This window comes from Kitasatospora sp. NPDC008115, assembly GCF_042957205.1.
Classification (GTDB): domain Bacteria; phylum Actinomycetota; class Actinomycetes; order Streptomycetales; family Streptomycetaceae; genus Kitasatospora.
In genome coordinates this window covers 431,161-451,831 of sequence record NZ_JBIBHU010000002.1, presented here as the reverse complement: position 1 = coordinate 451,831, position 20,671 = coordinate 431,161, and the positions used below count along the sequence as shown (strand labels likewise).

Below are 20,671 nucleotides of genomic sequence, written 5' to 3'. Positions count from 1 at the left end.
CTCTGCCACGTGATCATTCTGACCGCTCGGTTGCCGCTAGGCGGCAACCGAGCGGCACATCACAACGAGGCGAACGCAGTCTGATGCGGCACTAGGTTCTGGGAGAAGCCGGACGGCTCCGGCCGGGACCCGTCCGCCCGGACGGGCCGAAGACGGGAAGCGGTGACAGCGGCGATGCGGGAGTACCCACTGACGGGTGGGCCGGTAGAGATACGGGGCGCACTGGACCTGGAGCGGACACCGACCGGGGTGCTGCCGCGCCGGTTGCCGGCGTGGACCAAGGAGCAGTACCAGGACCCGTCGGTCTACGGGGGAACGGTGATGCCCTCGGGGATCCGGCTGGTGTTCCGCACCGATGCGCGGGTGCTCGAGTTCGAGGTCCTCACCTCCACCGGGCAACTCGACGGCGATCCCCAGCCCCGGCCGACCGGGGTGCTGGAGCTCACGGTGGACGGCGTACTCGCCGCACGCCGGCAGGCGCCATTGGGCCATGTGGTGCGGATGGCGGGTCCCGGGGCCGCGCAGCGACTGATACCGGGGAAGCCGGGAACGGCGCGCTTCGCCGGGCTGCCGGCCGGGATGAAGAACATCGAACTGTGGCTGCCGCAACAGACCCCCACGGAACTGGTGGCGCTCCGGGCCGACGGCGAGGTCCTGGCACCCCTGCCCGACGGCCGGCCCCGGTGGGTGCACCACGGAAGCTCCATCAGCCACTGCCTCGAGGCCGACGGCCCCACCGGCACCTGGCCCGTGGTGGCGGCGTGGCTGGGGGGTGCGGAGGTGACCAACCTCAGCCAGCCGGGCAACGACATGCTGGACCCCTACGTCGCCCGGACGATCCGCGACCTGCCCGCCGATCTGATCAGCCTAGAGGTGGGCATCAACATCGTCGCCCGCACAACCTTCCGGCTGCGGACATTCGGCCCGGCGGTCCACGGCTTCCTCGACACGATCCGCGACGGCCATCCGGACACCCCGCTGCTGGTGATCTCCCCCCTGAGCTGCCCCGCACTCGACACGCGCCCCGGCCCGACAGGCGTGGACCGCAACGGGCGGATCACCGTGCTGGGCGACCCGGCCGACATAGCCCGCGGCGCGCTGTCGCTCCAGGTCGTCCGTGACGAACTGGCGAGAATCGTCACACTCCGGCGCGCACACGACCCGCACCTCCACCACCTCGACGGACGCGAACTGCTCACCCCCGCCGAGGCGGACGACCTTCCCGACGGCCTGCACCCCTCCGCAGCCGCCTACCGCCGAATAGGCGAACGCTTCGCGGCCCACGCCTTCGCCGACAACGGCCCGTTCCACACCCGCTCACGGACACGGCCGACCGGCCAGGACCTGCCCCCGATCATGTGACCATCACCTGCCCCGCTCGCTCTTCGGGCACGGGGCGGGGAGATCTGACAGATGCCGAGCGGGAACGGCTACGGCCGATCCCGCCGGTCAACGACGGGCGGTGTGGCCGGTGGCGGGACCACCGGCAGGTGGTCGACGGGATATTGCACCGAGAGCGGACCGCCGCAGCAACGGCGTTGCGATCCGGCGCAGGCCCGACCGCACCAAGCAACCGGCCCCGCCGCAGTCGATGCGGCGGGGGCCTGGTCGGGAGTGGGTCGAATGCGGGTCAGCTCACGCAGGTGACGATGACTTCCCAGTAGCCGGGGGAGATCACCTCGGTCTCCTGGCTGCACTGGGCGTCGGTGTATCCGGCGGCGTGGGCGGCGGCCCAGGCTCGGGGGGCGGCGTAGGACGGGTTGGGACCGTAGGCCTTGAAGTACCTGATCGTGGTGGCCGATGCGCTGGTGGCGGCGCCGGCGAGGCCGAGCAGGGTTGCTGTGGTGAGGGTTACGGCGGCGATGCGGCGAGGGAGTGAACCCATGGCTGTTCTCCACATTCTCGGGTGGATCGCGTGGGAGTCCGGCACGTGCGGTGTCGCTGCAAGCAGGGACTGTAGCAACTGATGTGAACAGGCAACAGACCGTTGACGGGCGATGTTGATCAGGGTCGCCGGCGAGGGCAAGGAGGGTTCCGAGGCGGTGTTGCCGGGCGCACCGGTAGGCTGCACCGGCCATGGACGCGCATGCCGAACCACAACCGATGCGGCACGAGGCGATCGCCTCCGCTCCGCCGACGGTCCGGCAACTCTTCCGGGACGTCATCGCCGACCGTCTGCCGGGGCGCAGGCCGCCGCAGGCAGCGTTGCTGTTCTGCGCCGAGACCGATCCCTGCTGGGACGACGAACGACTGTTCCTCGGCGACTTCTACAACGAGATCCTCCACCAGGACACCTGCATGCCCGGCACCGCCGATGGTCTCGCCCTGCTCGCGGCCCTCGCCGTCGACGAACGGATTCCCGCCCGGCACCGGTTCGATGTCGTCAAAATGCTGTTCGGGGCCGCCACAGTCGCCGAGCGCCATCTCGCCGGGTCGTGGCCGGACCTCTCGTACCACGCCGATCCCGAGAGTGAAGTCCGGGCTCGCAGCGCGGTCCGGGCGCATTTGCCGGAGCTGTTGAGCCGCTGGCCGGCGGAGTGCCCGGCGGTTCGACTGGCACTTGCCGGTCTCGCCGTCGTCTTTCCGACCGATCGCACGCTGCCTGCACTGACCGCGCGCCTGCGGACGTTCGTGCAGCAGCTCCCCCGGGGCACCGATGTCGGTGACTACGTGCGGTTCGTCCTCGTGCTGGCCGCGCGGGACGACCGGCAGACCCTCACGGTGACCGAGGAGCTCACGGGCGCCTACTGGACGGGCACAGCGCGTGGAGTGCCGACGCGGGCGCGGGCTCTTCACCTGCTCGGCCAGATGCTGGACAAGGTCGGAGCGGGGCTCGCCCGGCCGCATGGTGGGCGGTGACGTTCGCAGGGGCGGGGGGTGTTACGGCTTTCCGACCCACTGGGAGCGACGTTCGACCGTGCCCAGGGCGCGGACGGGGACGGGGCCGGCGAAGCGGGCCACGTGGTGGGCGAGTTCGTCGATACCACGCAGAACGTCCAGAAGAACAGCAGCGCCGGCAGCGGCGGGTCGTCCCAGGACAGGACCATGTTGAGGATCACCAGCCCCAGCGCGATGGCGACGACGCCGCCGAACGCTGCGGACCCCCTCCCGTCCCAGCGGATCTCGAACCGCTCAGGGTGCACTGAATCGACCATCATTCCCATTCTCTTAGGGTCAGATGACGATACGTCATATTGGCTGGTAGCAAGGATATTTGGCGGCGCCAGAGGTGGGACCGGGGTGTGCGGGGCGGGCTGCGCTCCCCCGGATGTGCCGTGAGCCGGAGGGCGGTTCGGGGTGTGGCGCCCTCGGGGACGGTCCGCGCGGCCCCGTGTGGCGGGTCCGGGGCCGGCCAAACCGGCGCGAAAGAGCCCGGCTCCGGGCCGCGCGCGACACCAGGCGCCGGGCGTCCGGTCTTGGCAGGGATCATCGCGGGGGCCGACGCTCTGTGCGCAGCCGATCGTCGGTTGATCCGTCCAACAGCCTTCTGGAGGGCCATTCATGTCGTTCCCGCGTGCTCGCACCGCCGTCGCCGCCGCCCTGCTCGTCGCCGGCGCCACCGCGCTGGCCGGCCCGGCCCAGGCCGCCGGCGGCCACCGCGCCCTGAGCCACTTCGACAACGGCAGCTTCGAGACGCCCAAGGCCCCGGCGAACGCCTTCACCAACCTGGGCTCCGGTCAGGCCATCGGGCCGTGGACCGTCACCGCCGGCAACGTCGACCTGATCGGCGCCGGCTTCTGGCAGGCCGCCGAGGGCGACCAGTCGCTGGACCTCAACGGCGGCACCGCCGGCGCCGTCGCCCAGAGCTTCACCACCGTCCCGGGCACCACCTACTCCGTCACCTACGCGCTGGCCGGCAACCCGGCGAGCGGACCGGCCCTGAAGACCGGCCGGGTGCTGATCGACGGCCAGAACTTCCAGGACTTCTCCTTCGACGTCACCGGCAGGAGCATGGCCGCCATGGGCTACGTGGGGCGGCAGTTCAGCTTCGTCGCGCAGAGCGGATCCACCACGCTGAGCTTCGCCAGCACGGTCCCCGGGGCGTACGGCCCGGTCATCGACAACGTCCAGGTGAAGGAGTGCAAGCCCTGTTGCGGGTGACCGCACGGCCGCGCGTCCCGGGCACGCGGCGCATCGTCCTCGCGGGGCGAAGCGGCGCCGGGTGTCCGGGACGGGCGGCGGCGCCCCCGGCCGTTCGGTGAAGGACGGCGCGGGGGCGCCGAGACTAGCGAATGGTGTCGCCCGGTTCGCGCACCACCGTCCAGCCCTCGCCGTCGAGGGCGTAGACCGGCGGCCGGGTCCGCACCCAGACATGGGCGAACGGCATGTCGTACGCGCCGCACCCGCCGATCACCACCAGGTCGCCCGGCCCCACGCCCGCCGGGCCGGCGATGTCGTCCGCGAACACGTCGCCCTCGTAGCAGTTGGCGCCGAGCAGCCGGTAGCGGCCGGCGCCGTCGGTCGGCGAGGCGGGGAACTCTATCGGGTGCGGCCGGCTCTTGACCGTGCGGGCCAGGTTGGTCCCGCCGTCCAGCACCAGCGTGTCCCGCCCGTCACGGGCCTTGCGGACCGCGACCCGGCAGACCAGCGCGCCGTGCGCCTCCACCATGGAGCGCCCCGGCTCGATCAGCAGGTCCACCCCGTCCGGGCCCGGCCCGGCCTGCCGGCACCCGGACGCGACGGCCGCCGCGTACAACTCCCACCCCAGGCCGGGCACCCCGTGCGGCGGGAACCCTCCGCCGACGTCCACCGTCAGCCGGTCCTCGGCCTCCTTCGCGAGTTCCCGCAGCACCTCCGCCCAGAACACCAGCGCCTCGCGGTACGCCTCCGGGCCGGAGAGCGTCCCGACCCCGACGTGCACGCCCCAGACCGGCAGACCGGCCCGGCGCAACAGCTCACGCGCCCGCGCCACCTCGGCCGGCAGCAGCCCGAAGCGCGACCACTCGCCGCCGGCGCCCCGCGTGGCCAGCCGCAGCCCCACCGGCGGCGCGCCGTCGGGGAGCGCGAGCAGGGCGTCGAGCTCGGCCAGTGAGTCCACCTGCACCGGCACGCCGAGCCCGGCCGCCAGCGCCAGCTCCGCCGGGCTCTTCACCGGCCCGTCGAAGACGATCCGCCCCGGCGCGAAGCCGTCCGAGAGCGCCAGCGACAGTTCCGCCCCCGACACCACCTCCGCCGAACCGCCCAGCGCCGCCAGCCGCCGGGTCACGGCCGCCAGCGGGTTGCTCTTGTACGAGTACGCCACCGTCAGCCGCTCGAACTCCCGCCGCCAGACGCGTTCCATCTCCCGGTAGCCCTCGCCGAGTGCCTCCAGGTCGAACAAGTAGAACGGCGTCGCGCAATGCTCCGCCACCTCCAGCGCTCCGGCCCGCAAACGATCAGTCAGCACGGTGTGCACCACCTCCCGGCACGGTTCGTACGGCCGCGAAGCACGATAGGCCAATCCCCCCGCGCTGTCAGTGCCGCCTCAACGCGCGCCGACCGCGTTCAGGACAGGGCGAGCACGCGGAACCCGTGGACCTCCGGGTGTGGTTCCAGCCCGCCCCAGACGCGCTCCAGGCCCTGGCCGGCGGTCCCGGTGAAGACGGTGGGGCCGTCGTGGCTCTCGTCGTCCGTGGAGCAGAGGGCGGGTGGGCGAGGGGGCGGCCGTGGGCTAGCGTGGCTTCGCATGACGCATTCCGGGATCGAGGTCACCGCGGGGCTGGTGCGGGAGTTGCTGCGGGAGCAGCATCCCGATCTGGCCGATCGCCCTGTCCGGCTCGGCGCGCGGGGGTGGGACAACCAGGTGTGGCGGCTCGGTGACGATCTTGCCGTCCGGTTGCCGTGGGCGACGGCGGACGCGGACGCGTTGGTGCGCAAGGAGCACACGTGGGTTCCCGGGCTCGCGGCGGGACTTCCGCTACCGGTGCCCGTTCCGCAGCGGATCGGCGAGCCCTCCGAGCGGTTTCCGCGGCCGTGGATCGTCACCACCTGGGTGCCGGGGACGCCCGCCGACCGGGCCCCCGCCACGCGGGCCGGGGCGGCGGCCGACGGCCTGGCCGCGTTCCTGAGCGCGCTTCACCGGCCCGCGCCCGAGGACGCGCCCGCGGGCAGGAACGGCCGCGACGGTCCGTTGACCGGCCACCCCGACGGGTTCGCCCGGATGCTGGCCTCGGCCGTCGGCCTGGGGCTGGTCCCCGACCCGGACGCCGTCCGCGCGGTCTGGGAGGACGCCGTCGCCGCGCCCGCGTGGGCGGGCCCGGCCGTGTGGCTGCACGCCGACCTGCATCCGGCCAACGTCCTCACCGGGGACGGGGCCTTCTGCGGTGTGATCGACTTCGGCGACCTCTGCGCGGGCGATCCGGCCTGCGATCTCGCCACCGCGTGGATGCTGCTGCCGGACGGCGCCGTCGAGCGCTTCCACCGCGCCTACCGGCCGGGTGCGGACGAGGCGACCCGGCGGCGCGCCCGCGGGTGGGCGGTGCTGAAGTCCCTCGCCTGCCTGCTCATCGGCGAGGCCGGCGTCCGCGGCCGTCCCGGTGGGAAGCCCACCTGGGGCCCGCCCGCGCTGGCCGCGCTGGAGCAGCTCACCGCTTCGGTCCGCCGGGCCGGGTAGGCGGCGGCCTCAGCGACGCGTGGCGGACCTTCAGCCGTCCGAACCCCACAGCCCCGGAGATCCGGATCGTGGGGCCGCCGGGTGTCGATACCGGTGGGGCCTTGTAGCGCGTGTCCTTCCACCCGGTGTGGAGGCCGTCGAGGTCGACGACCGCGTCACGGGGAACGGTGATCCTGGCTCCGCCGGAGCCGAGTTGCAGCTCGATGTCGACCACCGGGTGCTCGATGACCGCCCGGGACAGGTCCAGGCGCACCTTGCCGAACGCGGACGCGACCTTGAGGACCCGGGGCACCCGCCAGACCCCGCGCCGCTTGATCCGCCCGCCCGCGGCGGCGATCGTGGACGTGGTGCCGGCCGGCTCCGCCGGGAGCGAGGACAGGACCGCCGCCAGTTCGCCGTGCGTGGCGGCGGTGAGCACGTGGTGGAGGCGTTCGTCCATCTCCTCGTGCGAGAGGTGCCCTTCGGCGTACGCCCCCTGCACGCGCCGCACCGCCGTGTCACGGTCGTCCTCGCTGAACGCCCGCCGCGGGTCTTCCGACAGAGAAGTCACCGCTTCACCATAGCGTCGAGCCGCTGCTGACGTTACGTCAGACGATCAGAGGATCTGGATGGAGGCGACCCTCGGCGGCTGGTTGGGGAAGGTGATGTCGGTCCAGCGCTCGATCTTCACGGAGTCACCGTTGACGTCGTAGTAGATCAGGTCGTTGTTGCCCGTGTAGATCCGGTCGACCCACCACCCGCCGAAATCGGTCCTGCCGGCGTTCGCGTAGCAGTCGACGCTCTGGCGGCCGTCGAGGTGCGACCAGATCTTCAGGAAGTTCTCGCCGCCGACACACTCCACGTGGTCGATGGCGAAGGCGGTACCGCTCGGCACGCCGAGGGTCAACGCGGCGGCCGCCGCGAACGCCACGACCGCCGACCAAGCGGCCCTCGCACCTTTCGAGATCACGGATTCTCCTTCTCCTGCGAGGGCCGGCGCATGGCCCGGCCCGGTCGGGGACGTCACGTCAAAATGCGGGGACGTGGGCGGACTTGAACCCCGGAGGCCGCGCCTGACGGAGCGGCGGGCCGAGGACCGGGCCCCAAGCTAGCGACCGCCGCCCCTCGTCCGGCCGCAACACTCCGGATGCGAACCGCTGGTTCGAAGCATCACCCGATCGTGGACTGGGAGAGCGGTCAGGGGCCGCCGGCGATAGAGCACAAGAGGTCGGCACCTGCGGACGGGGCGGCCGGTAGGGTGCCGGGATGACCGGATCCTCGCACTCTCCGCTGCTGTTCCTGGACGTCGACGGGCCGCTGATTCCGTTCGGCGGGGGTCCGTATCCGACGTACCCGGGGGCGGGTGGCGGTGGGAATCCGTTGCTGGCGAGGATCGATCCCGGGCACGGGCCCCGGCTGGCCGCGCTGCCGTGCGAGATCGTGTGGGCGACGACATGGCTGGACGACGCCAACGCGTGCGTCGCGCCGCTGCTCGGTCTGCCGTCGTTGGCCGTTGTGGAGTGGCCGGAGCCGGACGGTGCCGAGCAGGGGGCCGAGGAGGGGAACGAGCCTGGCGGACTGCACTGGAAGACGCGGGCGCTCGTCGCTCGGGCGGACGGGCGGCCGTTCGCCTGGGTGGACGACGAGATCACCGGCGCGGATCGGGTGTGGGTCGCCGACCGTCACCCGGGGCCCGCTCTGCTGCACCGGGTGGATCCGCGGGTGGGGCTGACCGGCGGTGACTACGCGGTGCTCGATGCCTGGCTGCGGCAGTGGTTCTGACGGGACGTCGACAGACGGGCGGGGGTCAGCCGCAGCCGGCGCGGTAGGGGACGGTGGGCAGCAGGCGGGCCCACTCCGCGCGGGGCAGTGGCGGGCGCAGGACGGTGCAGGCCGCGGCGGCGGCCGTGGCGGGGTCGAGGCTCCACAGCGGGGCGGCGCCGTCCTCGCCCGCCGTGAGGGCGCGGCCGTCGGGGAGGAAGGCCAGCGCGTTCAGCGGCTGTCCGGGGCCGGTGAGGGTGGCGAGCGGGTCGGGGGACGACGGGTCCCAGAGGCGGAGGGCTCCCTCGTGGCCGACGGCGGCGAGGGCGCGGCCGTCGGGGGTGAAGGCGAGCGCGTGGACGGTGTCGGCGCCGACCGTGCGGTCCCCGGCGCCGACGGAGGCGCCGGTCGAGGCGTCCCAGACGCGGACCAGGCGGTCGTTGCCGGCGGTGGCGATCCGTCGGCCGTCGGGGCTGACCGCGATCCGGCGGATGTAGTCGTCGTGCGTCATCCCGGTCTTCCGGGCGGTGGCCGCCGGGTCGCGGACGTCGAGGAGGTGGACGGCGGTGGTGCTGTGGGCGAAGGCGAGTTCGGGCCGCTCGCCGACGAATGCGACGGCGTTCACCTGGTCCAGGTCGCGCTGCCAGCGCCGCTGCGGGGGTGAGCCGTCCGGCGGGCCGACCAGCAACCGGCCGTCGGCCGTGCCCGCGGCCAGCAGCGAGCCGTCCGGGCTGAGCGCGACGGCGGTCGGGCGGGTGCCGAGGTCGGTGGCGGCCAACTCCCCGCCGTCGGAGCCGCGCCGCATCCGCAGCACGCCGTCGGCGGTCGCGGTCACCCAGGTGCGGGCGGCCGCGTCGAGGGCCAGGCCGGTGACGGCGTGTCCGGTGGGCGCGGTGGACGTGACGAGACGGGGTGCGCGGCCGGTGACGTCCCACAGCGCGGTACGGCCGTCGGCCGTGCCGACCACGGCCCGGGGGCCGGCCGCGGCGACGGCGGTGACGGCCGGACGGTCCGGGCCGGGCGCGAGGTCGGTGCCGCGGCGCAGGTCCCAGAGCAGGACGCTGCCGGACGGGGAGCTGATCCCGGCGGAGGTGACGACGGTGCGGTTGTCGCTGCCGACGGCGACGCCCAGGACGAAGGTCGGGTGGCCGCGCAGTTCCGCGGTGGCCCGCCCGGTGGGCAGGTCCCAGACCCTGGTGGCCTGGTCGGCGCCGGCGGAGACCAGGGTGGCGCCGTCGGGGGTGAGGGCGAGGGCGTTGACGGAGCCGAGGTGACGCTGCGGCAGGTCCTGGGACGGCCAGTCCTGCGGCTCGGCCGGGCTGCCTGCCGCCGGGCTGCCTGCCGCCGGGCTGCCTGCCGCCGGTCCGGCGGGCGGCCGCCACAGCCGGATGCCGCCCTGTTCGCCGCCGACCGCCAGCAGCCGGCCGTCGGCGGCGAAGGCGAGCGAACGCGGCCCAGGCATCCGCCCGGAGAGCAGCACCGGGGCGCCGCCGTCCGGCCGCGGCGGGGCGTCCAGGTCCCGCACCAGGACCGTGCCGTCGGTGTCGGCGGAGGCCAGCCGGTGGCCGTCGCCGAAGCCGAGGCCCTGGATCACTCCGGTGTGGTCCAGCAGCGTCCGGACCGGCGGGGCGGCGCCGCCGTCGGCCCGCCAGATCCACACCCGGCCGGGCAGGTCACCGTCGCTGCTGCCCGCCGCGAGCAGGGTGCCGTCCCGGCTGAACGCCACCCGCTTGGCGACGGAGGTGTTGCCGGTGGTGCTCATCGGCATCACCGGAGAGGGCAGCGGCCGCCGGTCGGCGACCCGCCAGAGCAGGACCCGGTGCGCCGGGTCCCGGGTGAGCACGGCGGCCAGCAGGGTGCCGTCCGGGCTGAACTCGACGTCCTGGACGGGGTAGCCGACGCCGTGGTCCAGCAGTTCGGCGACCATCGTGGTGGTGGCGGTGTCCCACAGGGCGATCTGCCCCTTGGAGTCGCCGGTGGCGACCAGGCGGCGGTCGGGGCTGAGGGCGAGGGCGTTGACGCCGTAGGCGAAGCCCGGGATGCGGCCGGTCAGGTACCGGGCCTGGGTGCTCAGCACCGCGTCCTCGGCCGAGCGGCGCAGCTGCGGCACGTTCGCGGGCGCGGCGCGCCGGGCCTCGACGGACTGCAGGAGCGCGGCGTAGGGGTCGTGGCCGGCGTTCCGCTCCGCGCCGGTGAGCAGCGCGTACACCAGGTTCACCCGGCTCGCCGTCGCCGCCGCGTTCCGCTGGTGCCACGCCAGCAGCGCGCACACCACCACGACGGCGAGCGCGGCCACCAGCTGGCGCCGGCTGCGCACCCGGCGCCGTTCGGCGCGCCGGTCCTGGCGGGCCCGGGCCTCGGCGGCCGCCAGGAACTCCCGTTCGTCGGGCGTGAGGTCGGGCGTGAGGTCAGGTGCGGGGGCGGGCGTCAGGGCGGGCGCGTCACCCGCCGCGGCTCCCGCCGCGTCATCCACCGCGGCTCCCGCCGGGGGCTGCGCCCACTGCCGCACGACGTCCAGCCGGCTGCCCCGGTAGAGCAGCGCGTCCTCACGCCCCGAGGCGGTCCAGTGCTCGGCGTCCTGGGTGAGCTGCTGGTGCAGCCGCAGGCCTGCCCCGGCCTCCTCGATCCACTCCCCCAGGCGCGGCCAGGCGCGCAGCAGCGCCTCGTGGCTGAGCGCCGCGCCGGTGGCGTCCAGGGTGATCAGCCGGTCGGCGGCGAAGGAGGCGAGCACGCGGTCGAGCCGCGCCGGGTCGCTGTCGGCGGCGGCCAGCGCGGAGCGTTCGGCACGGCGGCGCACCACCTGGCCGTCCGGGCCGACGTGGACCAGGCGCAGCAGCAGCCGGCGGGCGGTGGCCCTGGCCTCGTCGTCCAGCCGTGACCAGGCGCGCTCGGCGGTCAGCGCGACGGAACCGTGCAGCCCGCCGATCGTCCGGTAGCCGTCCAGGGTGAGGGAGCGGGTGGCGCGCTGCTGCCAGACGGCGCGCAGGGTGTGGGCGAGCAGGGGCAGCGCGCCGGGGTCGTAGGCGCGTTCGGGGTGGCCGGGGTCCAGGCCGAGGTCGGCGGTCAGCAGGTCGAGCAGGCCGGGTTCGAGGTCGAGGCCGGCGGTGCGGGCCGGGGCGGTGATCGCGGCGCGCAGTTCGCCGGCGGTCATCGGGCCGAGGGCGAGCTGTCCGCGCCGCACGGCGCGCAGCAGGCCGTCGTGGGCGAGGCAGTGACCGTAGAGGTCGGCACGCAGGCCGAGGACGACCAGTCGGCTGCCGTCCGGTCCGGCCTCGTGGCAGAGCCGGTCGAGGAAGGCGCGCCGTTCGTCGGCGTCGGGGCAGAGGGTGAAGAGTTCCTCGGCCTGGTCGACGATCCAGACCGGGGTGGCGGGCCGCCCGGCGAGGGCGGTGAGTCTTGCCAGGGGTTCGGCGCCCGGGGTCAGGACCTCGGCCGTCACGGGGCCGGGGCCGGCGAGGGCGCCGCGCCGCAGGGCGGGGACGAGGCCGGCGCAGAGCAGGGAGGACTTGCCGGCGCCGGAGGGGCCGACGACGAGCACCGGGCCGCCGCGGTCGCCCGCGCGTTCACCGAGCAGGCCGAGCAGTTCGGCGCGCGCCCGGTCGCGGCCGTGGAACCAGCGCTCGTCCTTCGCCTTGAACGAGGCCAGGCCCGGGTACGGGCACTGGCCCCGGGTGGCCAGTTCGACCAGGGCGCCGCGTGCGCGCAGGGCGGTGTCGCAGGCGTGCGCGAAGTCGGTGGTGGCGGGCTTGGCGCCGGTCTCCACCTTGCTGATGTGGCTGCGGTCGTAGTGCACCAGGGCGGACAGGTCGGTCAGCGAGAGGCGCTGGGCCTGGCGCAGGGCCCGCAGGGCGGCGCCGAAGTCCGGTTCGTCGGCACCGTCCGCTGCCGCAGCCGCTGCCGCAGCCGGCCCGGGCTTCCTTCCGGCCGCCGGCCGCCGCCCGCCGTGCTCCGTGTCCATCCGCCACCCCCGGTCAGATCGTGTCCCGACCGGTCAACGAGCCGGCCGGCGGTGCGTCACGGGTCCCGGGCCGCGGGTCGAAGCGGCAGGTCGGAGGTGTTGTCGAGGTGTCGGCGGCGGGCGACAACAGGCACCCGGTGCAGGCCGGGCGGCCGGCGGGCGAAGCTCTCATCAGGCCCGGCGACGAGGCGGCGCACCACCGACCGCACCACCACCGACCGAACCACCACCGGTCGCACCGCCCGGCCGACGCCCCGTCACCACCCTCCGTCCACGCCTCACCGCAGAGGAGAACCCCACCATGTCGCACCTGCCCCGCCGTCCGCTCCGCGGAGCGCTCCGGGCGGCGGCCGTCGCGGTCGCCGCGCTCGCCGCGGCGCTGGCCGCACCCGGACCGGTCACGCCCGCCGGGGCCGCCGGCACCGGGCCGGACGCCTACACCGTGCGCGGCTTCGACAGCTCCCACCACAGCCACGAGACGAGGAACGGCGACAAGGCCTTCGACTGGCCCGCCGTGGCGCGCGGCGGCCAGTCCTTCGTCTACCTCAAGGCCACCGAGGGCCTCACCTTCGACGACGGCTGGTTCGGCCGCGACCTCGCCGGAGCCCGCTCGGTGGGCCTCGTCCACGGCGCCTACCACTTCTTCAAGCCCGACAAGGACGGCGCCGCGCAGGCCGACCACTTCGTCGACGTCCTGCGCCGCGAGGGCCTCACCGGCAGCCGGCCCGGCGAGCTGCCTCCGGCGCTGGACCTGGAGGAGTGCGGCAAGGACGGGCGGATCCCGCTCGGCCAGGTCAAGGCCTTCCTCCAGCGCGTCCGGCAGGCCACCGGCACGGAGCCGGTCGTCTACACCCGGCGCAACGTCGTCGACGACTGCCTCGGCGGCACCAAGGAGCTCTCCGGCTACCGGAGTTGGCTCGCCCGCTACGGCAGCACCGAGCCCCGGCCGCTGCCCGGCGCCACCGGCTGGGACTTCTGGCAGTACAGCGAGCGGGCCGAGGTGCCGGGCACGGCCGGCCTGCCGATGGACGCCGACGTGTTCCACGGCGACCGCGCCGCGCTGCGCCGCCTCGCCCACCTGGGCTGACGCCCCCCGGAACCATCACCAGAGAACAGACACCGCATCAGAAAGGCAGGAACCCCTCATGAACCGCCGCTTCCACCGCTGGACCGTCCCCGCGCTCGCCGCGACCGCCCTGCTCGGCTCCCTCACCCTCGCCGGGCCCGCCGCCGCGACCGCGCCCCTCGACGGCGCGACCACGGCCACGGCCACCCAGGAGGACGGCCTGCGGGCCGCCGCGCCGAAGATCACCCGGGCCGAGGAGATCCGCCGCGCCAGGCTGTGGCTGACCGCCAACGGCGGCAAGCCCGTCCCGTACTCCCAGCACAAGAACTGGAAGGACGGCTACCGCCAGGACTGCTCCGGCTTCGCCTCGATGGCGCTCAGGCTGCCCAAGTCCGGGCCCAACACCGTCGCGCTGAAGAACGACGGCTGGACCAAGCCGATCAAGATGTCCGAGCTGCGCCAGGGCGACCTGGTCATCAAGGCCAACAGCAACGACCCCAACCACCGCCATGTCGTCATCTTCGACAAGTGGGAGAGCGGAAAGAAGTCCTACTCCTCCTACGAGCAGGCCGGCCACGTCGGCACCAGGCACGCCACGCACAGCTACGGCCTGAAGTCCGGTGACGGCTACCACGCCTACCGCCCGGTCAACCTCTCCGACTGACGCACCCGCCTCCAAGCGCCCCCCGCGCTCCCGGCACCCGCCGGGAGCGCGGGGGGCGCACAGCCGGAAGGGCGGTTTCCGGTCAGCGCTCCGGCGGGGTGGCGCGGGCGCCGTGGGGCGGGTGGGGCCGGTGCGGCGGCGGGCGGGGCAGCCGGGGCGGCAGGCCGCCGGAGGGGCGGCCTCCGGGTGCCCCGCGAAGGGCCGGGCGGCGCGTACCGCAGGCCTGTGCGGCCGCGCGGCGCGCCCCTACGATGTGAGCGCCGTCGGGCCTGACCCCCGACCCCGTCACTGCCGGCCGACGCCGGGCGGAACCGGTCCCCTCCCTGACGGACCGGCCGCCACCCGTCGGCCGCCGCCCGCCGGCTCACCCCGGGCACCGGCGGAACCGCAGGACGGGCACCACCGCGCAGGCCGTTCGTGATTCCTCACACCCAAGGGGTATGCCCATGCACGTCGGCACCGCCGTACCACCGGTCAGACCCGTCCCCGCCGACCGCGCGCTGCGCGCCGTCCGCGCCCTGCTGCCCGTCCTCGCCGTGCTGGCCGCCCTGCTGGGCGTCAGCCTCCCGGCGGCCGGCCCGGCGCACGCCGCCGTGCCCGACCGCTGGGGCTTCGCGTACCTCGACAACCCGACCCCGCCGGCGGGCTACGTGCCCGACACCACCCGCCAGTGGGGCAGCTGGCCGACGCCGGCCACCAACCCGGTCCGGGTGGACCAGACCGGCACCGGGACCTACGTCGTGCACTTCCCGCTGATCGCCGGTCCCGGCGGCATCGCCCATGTGACGGCCGTCGGCCGCACCGGCAGCTGGTGCCAGGTCAGGGGCTGGGCGACGGCCGGCACCGGGCAGGACGTCGCGGTGGGCTGCTACCGGCCCGGCGGCGCCCCCGAGAACACCCGGTTCACCGTCCTCTACACCACCAGCAGCGGGGTGCCGGCGCCCGCCGTCGGCGGCTACGGATACGTCTACTCGAACACCACCGGCGCGGTGATCACCCAGTACAACTCGACCGGCGCCGCCAACGCGGTCGGCTACGGCGGCACCGGCTCCTGGAAGGTCTGGCTGCCCGGCCTGGGCCAGTCCACCCACTCCGGGAACATCGAGGTCACCGCCGTCGACCCGGCCGCCGGCGCGCGCTGCAAGGTCGGCGACTGGGTGCCCTCGGCGAGCGGCCAGACCGTCCTGGTCAACTGCTACAACGCCGCCAACGCCCCCTACGACACCCGCTGGACGCTGAGCTACTCGGAGAAGCGGGCCGTGCACGGGCCGGCGCTGCCGCCCAAGTCCTACGGCTACCTGTGGTTCAACGGCGGCGTGCCGGCCGGCACCAACTTCAACTCCTCCGGCCCGCCGAACACGCTCACCGGCTCCGTCCCCTACACCGTCAACCTGCCGAACATCGCCGTACCCGCGGACACCGCGCAGGTCACCGCGTTCGGTCCCGGCCCGGACTACTGCGGCCTGGCCGCGCCCTGGGCCCGCAGCGCCGGCACGGTGAACCTCTACCCGCTGTGCTTCAACGGCTCCGGCTCCCCGGTCGCGTCCCGTTTCCTCACCGCGTACACCTCGGCGTTCTGACCACGCCGGCCGGCCCCGGGCGCCGCGCGTGCCCGGGGCCGGCCGGTTGGGCCGGATGCCCGCGTGCGGGTGCGGCGGACCGGACCTGAGGCCACGTTGAGGAAATGGACATCGTCGTCGTACTGGAACCGGACACACCGACCAACATCAGGATCCTCGGCCCGGGCCACACGCCCGCCGAGCCCGGGATCCCGGTGCGCCGCGCGCACACCGCCCCCACGGAGGCCTCGGGCGCCTGCGGCCCCCGCACCCTGTGCGGCCTGGACACCTCCGACATGACCCTCGCTCCGCACCGGGCGGACGACCCCGACCGGCCGCAGCCCCGGCCGCACTGGCACACCTGCAGCACCTGCCGGAGCGCCGGGGAGCAGGCGGGCCACCTCTCCCCCACCGCACACGGGTACGGCCCGCCCCCGGACGGCGCCCACCGCTTCCGCCCGGGGGAAGGGCCGGACTCCTGAACCACCGGCCACGGCGGCACGGCCCGCGGCCCCGCCCCCGCCCCCGAACACCCGGGCGAGCGTGGGGCCGTGCCGCGGACCGTAGGCTGACCGGATGACAACCAACCCCAAGACCGCGCTCGTTCCGCTGGCCCTGGCCGGGCTCCTGCTCGGGACGGCCGCCTGCTCGTCGTCCGGCGGGACGGACGCCGCGTCCGGCGGTGGGACGCTCTCCTTCGCCAGGCTGAAGTCGACGGTGCAGGGCCTCGGTCCGGACCCCTCGTGCCCGTTCGGCCTGGACCTGGCCGGCGCGCTGAAGGCGGTGGGGATCGAGCGCGGTGTCACCCCGGACAGTGGTGCGGGCCACCCGGTGCGGGCCGAGGTCGTCCCGTCCGAGCAGGCCGTGCCGGTCCCGGCCGGCATCACGCCCGCCCCGGCCGTGGCGACGCTGCCCGCGCGGCCCGAGAACGTCCAGGTGTGGTGCTCCTACAACGCCGGGCGGACGCCGGTGGAGATCGGCGTGGTCGCCGCCCCGGCCGAGGGGATCGCGGTCAACCTGGTCCTTCCCTACATCCAGCGGGCCGGCGACCTCACGACCGAACAGGTGGTCACCGCCTCCGCGGAGCAGCCCGCCCCGGGGCAGGCGAAGACCGCCCCCGGCCGAGGGTCGGTGGCCATCGCCCGGGTCGAGGTCGCGGACAAGGGCGACCTCGCGCTGCTGGTCAGCCAGGGCACCGAGGCACCGGGCGCGGACGCGGCGCTCACCGGGGAGCCCCTGCGCGCGCTGGCCGAGAAGCTCGCCGCCCAGCTGCACGCCTGACCCCCGCCCGGGCGGCCGGCCAGGACTCCACCGGGCCGGCCGCACGGACCCTACGGGCGGGCGGTGTCCGACCGTTGCGCGGGCACGGTCGGGGCCCGGTCGTGCTGCAGTGCCCGCAGGTCGGCGAACATCCCCGGTTCGGCGGCCAGCCGCTCGAACGTCCCCTCCTGGATCACCCGGCCGTGGTCGAGCACCACGATGCGGTGCGCCACCCTGGTGTTCTCCAGGTTGTGGGTGACCAGCACCGTCGCGCAGTCCCTGGCGACCTCCGCGAGACCGGTGAAGATCCGGTGCTCGGCCCGCGGGTCCATCGCGCTGGTCGGCTCGTCGAGGATCAGCAGGGTGCCGGACCTCGCCCGGTGGAAGGCCGCCGCGGTCACCACCCGCTGCCACTGCCCCTCGCTGATCTCGGCGCCGCCCCAGAACTCCTTGGCCAGCAGGGTGTCCAGGCCGTGCGCCAGCTCGGCGATCACCTCGTCCGCGCCGGTGGCCGCGGCCGCCTCCAGCACGGCGGCGTCGCCCGCCCCGTCCGGCTGGCCGAGGGTGATGTTCTGCCGCGCGGTGAGCGGCCAGTGCGCGAAGTCCTGCTGGACCAGCGCCGTCTGGCGCCACAACAGGTCCGGGTCGAGATCGCGGGTGGCGACGCCGTCCCAGGTCACCGTGCCGCTGTCGGGCAGGGTGAGGCCGCACAGCAGCTTCATCAGCGTCGACTTCGCCGCCCCGTTGACCCCGACCACGGCGACGATCTCGCCCCGGCCGACCCGGAAGTCCACCCCCTTGAGGGCGGCCCGCTCCGATCCCGGGTAGCTGAAGGTGACGCCGCGCGCCTCGATCACCGCCGCCCCGGCCGGCGGGGCGAGGGTTCCCCGGTCCAGCCGCTGGGCCCGGGCCATCGCGATGAACTTCTGCCAGTCGCCGACGTACAGACCGGTGCGGTGCACGGCGGCGCTGTAGTTGGCGGCGACGTGCAGGTCCGAGGCGGCGGCGCGCAGCGCGATCACCGCCGTGCCGGCCGAGGCCAGGGTGACGCGGCCGTCCGCGAGGAGCCAGGCGAGGCCGCCCCAGACCAGGCACGCCCCCACACCGGAGGCCGCCGCCCCGTACAGGCCGAGCACGGCGCTGCGGCGGGCGGCCGTGTCACTCGCCTCGGTGACCTTGGCGACGGCCCTGCGGTGGATCCGCAGCAGGAACGGCGCGATGGTGCTGGAGCGGACCTCCGCGGCGAGTCGGCGGTCGCAGAGGAACCAGCGCAGCACATTGGCCGCGCGGGTCGCGCCGAAGGTGGACATCATCGCCCGGTAGAAGGCGTTGGCGGCGGCCGTGCGGGCCAGGGCCTGCGGGATGACCGCGAGGACGAGCAGCGGGAGCAGCACGGGGTGGATCGTGGCGATCACGATCCCGCCGGCGGCGAGGTTGGCGGTGTAGCCGATCACGTCGCGGGCCTGGGAGAGCAGGTCCCGGGTTGCGCCCGCGCCGCGGTCGCCGGCGTCCCAGGCGGCCTGGAAGCTGGGGTTGTCGTAGGCGACGAGTTCGGCGCGGGTCGCGGCGTCGATCAGTTCCAGCTCGGCGGCCCGGGCGACCTTCGGCCCGATCCGCTCGGCGGCCCACTCGCTGGTGATGCGCAGCAGAGCGGCGGTCGCGGACATGGCGGCGAGGAACGCCACGGACGGGACCGAGCGGGCCAGGCGGTCGGCGATGGAGCCGGTGCCGGCGACCAGCTGGGTGATCATGCCGGTGGTGGCCAGCAGGCCGAAGCCCTGGGCGACGGCGGAGGCCGCGGCGCAGGCGAGGAGGGCGGCCAGGGCGGGGCGGTCGGCCTGCCGGCCGAGGCGCAGCGCGAGGGCGAGGAGCCGGGGCAGGGCGCGGGCGGTGGCCCGCAGGGTGGTCTTGGTGCCGTCGATGATCTCCGCGTCGCTGCCCGGGGGCTGCCACTCCATCATCACGGAGTCGTCGGAGTCGTCGGCGCCGTCGGGGGCTTCGGGGCGGTCGGAGCCGTCGGCTGTTTCGGCCTCGTCGGCACCGGGGGCGGGGGTGGGGGTGGGTGAACTCGACTTTGTCAGGCAGGACTTGGCGGTCCTCCGGAGGGCTGTCATGGCGTGGGATATTGCCCCGTCGCCCGCGGGCGTTCAACCTCGGCGGTTCCGGGCGAGCCTGGAGCGAACAGCCCGTTTTCGATTCGGCGGCGGCCCCTACCCGCGGAGGTCCTCCAGGACGGCGCGGGCGGCGTTGTGGCCCGGGATTCCGCTGACGCCGCCGCCCCGGACGGCGCCGGCGCCGCACAGCAGGACGTCGGGGTGCGCCGTCGCGACGCCCCAGCGGGCGGCGGCGTCCCGCGGCTGCCCGGTTCCGTCCTCCGTGAACGGGAACGCCAGGTCGCGGTGGAAGATGTGGCCTCCCGGCAGGCCCATCTCGCGTTCCAGGTCGAGCGGGGTCTTCGCCTCCACGCAGGGCCGCCCGTCGGCGTCGACGGCCAGGCAGTCGGCGAGCGGCTCGGCCAGCACCGCGTCGAGCCGGGCGAGGCTCGCCGCCAGGGCGCGCTCCTTGGCGGCCGGGTCGGCGAACAGCCGGGCGGGCAGGTGCAGGCCGAACAGGGTGAGGGTCTGCCACCCCTGGCGGACGGCCTCCGGCCCCAGGATCGACGGGTCGGTGAGCGAGTGGCAGTAGATCTCCGACGGCGGCGCCGAGGGGATCCGGCCGGCCGCCGCCTCGGTGTAGGCGCTCTCCAACTGCCGGTAGCCCTCGGCGATGTGGAAGGTGCCGGCGAAGGCCTCGCGCGGGTCGACGGCCGGGTCCCGCAGTCGCGGCAGCCGGCGCAGCACCATGTTGACCTTCAGCTGGGCGCCCTCGGGGGCGGGCCCGGGGTCCTCGCCGAGCAGCCGGGCCAGGACCGCCGGGGCGGCGTTGACCAGGACCCGGCGGGCCGCCGCCACCGCCTCGCCGTCCCGGTGACGGTAGGTCACCTCGGCCTCGCCGGTGCCGTCGGTGGCGAGGGCGGTGACCTCGCAGCCGGTGCGCAGCTCGGCCCCGGCCGCCCGGGCCGCCTCGGCGAGGGCGTCGGTCACCGCGCCCATGCCGCCGACCGGGACGTCCCAGTCGCCGGTGCCGTTGCCGATGACGTGGTAGAGGAAGCAGCGGTTCTGGCGCAGCGACGGGTCGTGGGCGTGGGTGAAGGTGCCGATCAGCGCGTCGGTGAGGACCACGCCGCGCACCAGGTCGTCGGCGAAGGCCTGTTCGACGGTCTCGCCCAGCGGCCGTTCGAACAGCGCCCTCCAGGCCGCGTCGTCGCCGACCCGCCGGCGCAGTTCCGCCCGGCCGGGCAGCGGTTCGGTGAGGGTCGGGAAGACCCGCTCGGCGACGTTCCCGGTCATCGCGTAAAAGCCCCGCCAGGCCTCCCATTCGCGGTCGGTGCCGGTCAGCGCCCGGAACGACTCCCGGGTGCGGCCGGCGTCGGCGGCGTCCACCAGCAGTCCGGTGGGCCTGCCGTCGCGGACGGCGGGCGTGTAGGAGGCGATCCGGCGCCGGCGCAGCTCCAGGCGCAGCCCGAGCTCCCGCACCACCTTCCGCGGCAGCAGGCTCACCAGGTAGGAGTAGCGCGACAGCCGGGCGTCCACGCCGGTGAACGCCGGGGCCGACACCGCCGCGCCGCCGAGCCTCGGGAGCCGTTCGAGGAGCAGCACCCGGTACCCGGCGCGTGCCAGGTAGGCCGCCGCCACCAGTCCGTTGTGGCCGCCGCCGACGATCACGACGTCGTGCCGGGAGGACGAGTTCGCCATGTCCGGCACGCTACGGCACCCGGGCTGCCCGGGGAACA

General features: G+C 74.9%; 19 protein-coding genes. 10 read left to right on the top strand and 9 right to left on the bottom strand.

The window, feature by feature from the left end; all coding sequences use genetic code 11:
• Nucleotides 1-174 precede the first annotated feature (174 nt).
• Complete coding sequence (locus ACFZBX_RS04360) at nt 175-1,362, top strand: GDSL-type esterase/lipase family protein (protein WP_391531437.1); 1,188 nt, start codon at nt 175-177, stop codon at nt 1,360-1,362.
• 268 nt (nt 1,363-1,630) lie between these two features.
• Here the strand turns inward: ACFZBX_RS04360 and ACFZBX_RS04355 are convergent, their stop codons facing one another.
• Complete coding sequence (locus ACFZBX_RS04355; RefSeq protein ID WP_391531436.1) at nt 1,631-1,885, bottom strand: hypothetical protein; 255 nt, start codon at nt 1,883-1,885, stop codon at nt 1,631-1,633.
• 191 nt (nt 1,886-2,076) lie between these two features.
• On the opposite strand from ACFZBX_RS04355, the gene ACFZBX_RS04350 reads away from it, so the two are divergent.
• Nucleotides 2,077-2,859, top strand: coding sequence for a hypothetical protein (locus ACFZBX_RS04350; RefSeq protein WP_391531435.1), 783 nt, complete (start codon nt 2,077-2,079; stop codon nt 2,857-2,859).
• 642 nt (nt 2,860-3,501) lie between these two features.
• On the top strand, nt 3,502-4,101 hold the full coding sequence (locus ACFZBX_RS04345) for a choice-of-anchor C family protein (protein WP_391531434.1): 600 nt from the start codon (nt 3,502-3,504) through the stop codon (nt 4,099-4,101).
• 124 nt (nt 4,102-4,225) lie between these two features.
• On the opposite strand, the gene ACFZBX_RS04340 is transcribed toward ACFZBX_RS04345, so the two are convergent.
• Together ACFZBX_RS04340 and ACFZBX_RS04335 are read right to left on the bottom strand one after the other, a co-directional pair.
• The gene (locus ACFZBX_RS04340; RefSeq protein ID WP_391531433.1) at nt 4,226-5,386 is read right to left on the bottom strand and encodes a hypothetical protein; all 1,161 of its coding nucleotides are present in this window, start codon (nt 5,384-5,386) and stop codon (nt 4,226-4,228) included.
• 98 nt (nt 5,387-5,484) lie between these two features.
• Entirely contained in the window at nt 5,485-5,667 is a 183-nt protein-coding gene (locus ACFZBX_RS04335; RefSeq protein WP_391531432.1) for a hypothetical protein, read from the bottom strand.
• Between ACFZBX_RS04335 and ACFZBX_RS04330 the strand changes: the two genes are divergently transcribed.
• Nucleotides 5,666-6,592, top strand: a complete 927-nt coding sequence (locus ACFZBX_RS04330) for an aminoglycoside phosphotransferase family protein (protein ID WP_391531431.1) — start codon at nt 5,666-5,668, stop codon at nt 6,590-6,592. The genes ACFZBX_RS04335 and ACFZBX_RS04330 overlap by 2 nt on opposite strands.
• On the opposite strand, the gene ACFZBX_RS04325 is transcribed toward ACFZBX_RS04330, so the two are convergent.
• Nucleotides 6,564-7,142 (bottom strand): DUF1707 domain-containing protein, encoded by a 579-nt coding sequence (locus tag ACFZBX_RS04325; protein WP_391531430.1) that lies wholly within the window; start codon nt 7,140-7,142, stop codon nt 6,564-6,566. The genes ACFZBX_RS04330 and ACFZBX_RS04325 overlap by 29 nt on opposite strands.
• A 45-nt stretch (nt 7,143-7,187) precedes the next feature.
• Complete coding sequence (locus ACFZBX_RS04320; protein WP_391531429.1) at nt 7,188-7,541, bottom strand: beta/gamma crystallin domain-containing protein; 354 nt, start codon at nt 7,539-7,541, stop codon at nt 7,188-7,190.
• A 296-nt stretch (nt 7,542-7,837) separates the two neighbouring features.
• On the opposite strand from ACFZBX_RS04320, the gene ACFZBX_RS04315 reads away from it, so the two are divergent.
• Complete coding sequence (locus ACFZBX_RS04315) at nt 7,838-8,353, top strand: hypothetical protein (RefSeq protein ID WP_391531428.1); 516 nt, start codon at nt 7,838-7,840, stop codon at nt 8,351-8,353.
• Between the two features lie 25 nt (nt 8,354-8,378).
• On the opposite strand, the gene ACFZBX_RS04310 is transcribed toward ACFZBX_RS04315, so the two are convergent.
• Both ACFZBX_RS04310 and ACFZBX_RS04305 read right to left on the bottom strand, forming a co-directional pair.
• Nucleotides 8,379-12,290, bottom strand: coding sequence for a helix-turn-helix domain-containing protein (locus ACFZBX_RS04310; protein ID WP_391531427.1), 3,912 nt, complete (start codon nt 12,288-12,290; stop codon nt 8,379-8,381).
• A 56-nt stretch (nt 12,291-12,346) separates the two neighbouring features.
• Nucleotides 12,347-12,520 (bottom strand): hypothetical protein, encoded by a 174-nt coding sequence (locus ACFZBX_RS04305; protein ID WP_391531426.1) that lies wholly within the window; start codon nt 12,518-12,520, stop codon nt 12,347-12,349.
• Between the two features lie 71 nt (nt 12,521-12,591).
• Between ACFZBX_RS04305 and ACFZBX_RS04300 the strand changes: the two genes are divergently transcribed.
• From ACFZBX_RS04300 to ACFZBX_RS04280, 5 genes are all read left to right on the top strand, one after another.
• Nucleotides 12,592-13,377, top strand: coding sequence for a glycoside hydrolase family 25 protein (locus ACFZBX_RS04300; RefSeq protein ID WP_391531425.1), 786 nt, complete (start codon nt 12,592-12,594; stop codon nt 13,375-13,377).
• 58 nt (nt 13,378-13,435) lie between these two features.
• Entirely contained in the window at nt 13,436-14,020 is a 585-nt protein-coding gene (locus ACFZBX_RS04295; protein WP_391531424.1) for a hypothetical protein, read from the top strand.
• 446 nt (nt 14,021-14,466) lie between these two features.
• Nucleotides 14,467-15,600: a hypothetical protein gene (locus tag ACFZBX_RS04290; RefSeq protein ID WP_391531423.1), complete on the top strand. Its 1,134-nt coding sequence runs from the start codon at nt 14,467-14,469 to the stop codon at nt 15,598-15,600.
• Nucleotides 15,601-15,704: 104 nt separating this feature from the next.
• Nucleotides 15,705-16,061 (top strand): hypothetical protein, encoded by a 357-nt coding sequence (locus ACFZBX_RS04285; RefSeq protein ID WP_391531422.1) that lies wholly within the window; start codon nt 15,705-15,707, stop codon nt 16,059-16,061.
• 94 nt (nt 16,062-16,155) lie between these two features.
• On the top strand, nt 16,156-16,860 hold the full coding sequence (locus ACFZBX_RS04280; protein ID WP_391531421.1) for a hypothetical protein: 705 nt from the start codon (nt 16,156-16,158) through the stop codon (nt 16,858-16,860).
• A gap of 50 nt (nt 16,861-16,910) precedes the next feature.
• Here ACFZBX_RS04280 and ACFZBX_RS04275 read toward each other — a convergent pair whose 3' ends face one another.
• Both ACFZBX_RS04275 and ACFZBX_RS04270 read right to left on the bottom strand, forming a co-directional pair.
• A complete protein-coding gene (locus ACFZBX_RS04275) occupies nt 16,911-18,953 on the bottom strand; it encodes an ATP-binding cassette domain-containing protein (protein WP_391531420.1) in 2,043 nt (680 codons plus the stop codon).
• A gap of 96 nt (nt 18,954-19,049) precedes the next feature.
• Complete coding sequence (locus ACFZBX_RS04270) at nt 19,050-20,633, bottom strand: phytoene desaturase family protein (protein WP_391531419.1); 1,584 nt, start codon at nt 20,631-20,633, stop codon at nt 19,050-19,052.
• Nucleotides 20,634-20,671 lie beyond the last annotated feature (38 nt).

Coding starts and splice junctions, on each gene's coding strand:
- ACFZBX_RS04360 (WP_391531437.1), top strand. CDS start 175: ATGCGGGAGTACCCACTGACGGGTGGGCCGGTAGAGATACGGGGCGCA.
- ACFZBX_RS04355 (WP_391531436.1), bottom strand. CDS start 1,885: ATGGGTTCACTCCCTCGCCGCATCGCCGCCGTAACCCTCACCACAGCA.
- ACFZBX_RS04350 (WP_391531435.1), top strand. CDS start 2,077: ATGGACGCGCATGCCGAACCACAACCGATGCGGCACGAGGCGATCGCC.
- ACFZBX_RS04345 (WP_391531434.1), top strand. CDS start 3,502: ATGTCGTTCCCGCGTGCTCGCACCGCCGTCGCCGCCGCCCTGCTCGTC.
- ACFZBX_RS04330 (WP_391531431.1), top strand. CDS start 5,666: ATGACGCATTCCGGGATCGAGGTCACCGCGGGGCTGGTGCGGGAGTTG.
- ACFZBX_RS04335 (WP_391531432.1), bottom strand. CDS start 5,667: ATGCGAAGCCACGCTAGCCCACGGCCGCCCCCTCGCCCACCCGCCCTC.
- ACFZBX_RS04315 (WP_391531428.1), top strand. CDS start 7,838: ATGACCGGATCCTCGCACTCTCCGCTGCTGTTCCTGGACGTCGACGGG.
- ACFZBX_RS04310 (WP_391531427.1), bottom strand. CDS start 12,290: ATGGACACGGAGCACGGCGGGCGGCGGCCGGCGGCCGGAAGGAAGCCC.
- ACFZBX_RS04300 (WP_391531425.1), top strand. CDS start 12,592: ATGTCGCACCTGCCCCGCCGTCCGCTCCGCGGAGCGCTCCGGGCGGCG.
- ACFZBX_RS04295 (WP_391531424.1), top strand. CDS start 13,436: ATGAACCGCCGCTTCCACCGCTGGACCGTCCCCGCGCTCGCCGCGACC.
- ACFZBX_RS04290 (WP_391531423.1), top strand. CDS start 14,467: ATGCACGTCGGCACCGCCGTACCACCGGTCAGACCCGTCCCCGCCGAC.
- ACFZBX_RS04285 (WP_391531422.1), top strand. CDS start 15,705: ATGGACATCGTCGTCGTACTGGAACCGGACACACCGACCAACATCAGG.
- ACFZBX_RS04280 (WP_391531421.1), top strand. CDS start 16,156: ATGACAACCAACCCCAAGACCGCGCTCGTTCCGCTGGCCCTGGCCGGG.
- ACFZBX_RS04275 (WP_391531420.1), bottom strand. CDS start 18,953: ATGACAGCCCTCCGGAGGACCGCCAAGTCCTGCCTGACAAAGTCGAGT.
- ACFZBX_RS04270 (WP_391531419.1), bottom strand. CDS start 20,633: ATGGCGAACTCGTCCTCCCGGCACGACGTCGTGATCGTCGGCGGCGGC.